The sequence below is a fragment of the Pontibacter sp. HSC-14F20 genome (assembly GCF_019599265.1).
Classification (GTDB): Bacteria; Bacteroidota; Bacteroidia; order Cytophagales; family Hymenobacteraceae; genus Pontibacter.
In genome coordinates this window covers 1-255 of sequence record NZ_JAHZTC010000087.1, presented here as the reverse complement: position 1 = coordinate 255, position 255 = coordinate 1, and the positions used below count along the sequence as shown (strand labels likewise).

Below are 255 nucleotides of genomic sequence, written 5' to 3'. Positions count from 1 at the left end.
GCGTGTTCTGGGATTTCCAGCAGGATCAGCTCTCAGAGGATGTGCTCAGCTACTACCGCTTTGACAAAAACCTGATCCCTGCCATCCACCCTGTTTTCTCCGAGCACGGCACTGTGAGCAAAGCCGTGGCCGACGAACTGGGGCTGAAAGCAGGAATACCCGTGACCTATAAATCAGGGGACCAGCCCAACAATGCCCTCTCGCTGAACGTGCTCAAGCCCGGGGAGGTAGCGGCCACCGCCGGCACCTCGGGCG

General features: G+C 59.6%; 1 pseudogene. It reads left to right on the top strand.

The annotated features are described in order from the left end of the window. Positions 1-255 (top strand): annotated as a pseudogene (locus K3G39_RS21260) (carbohydrate kinase); the annotation flags it as partial.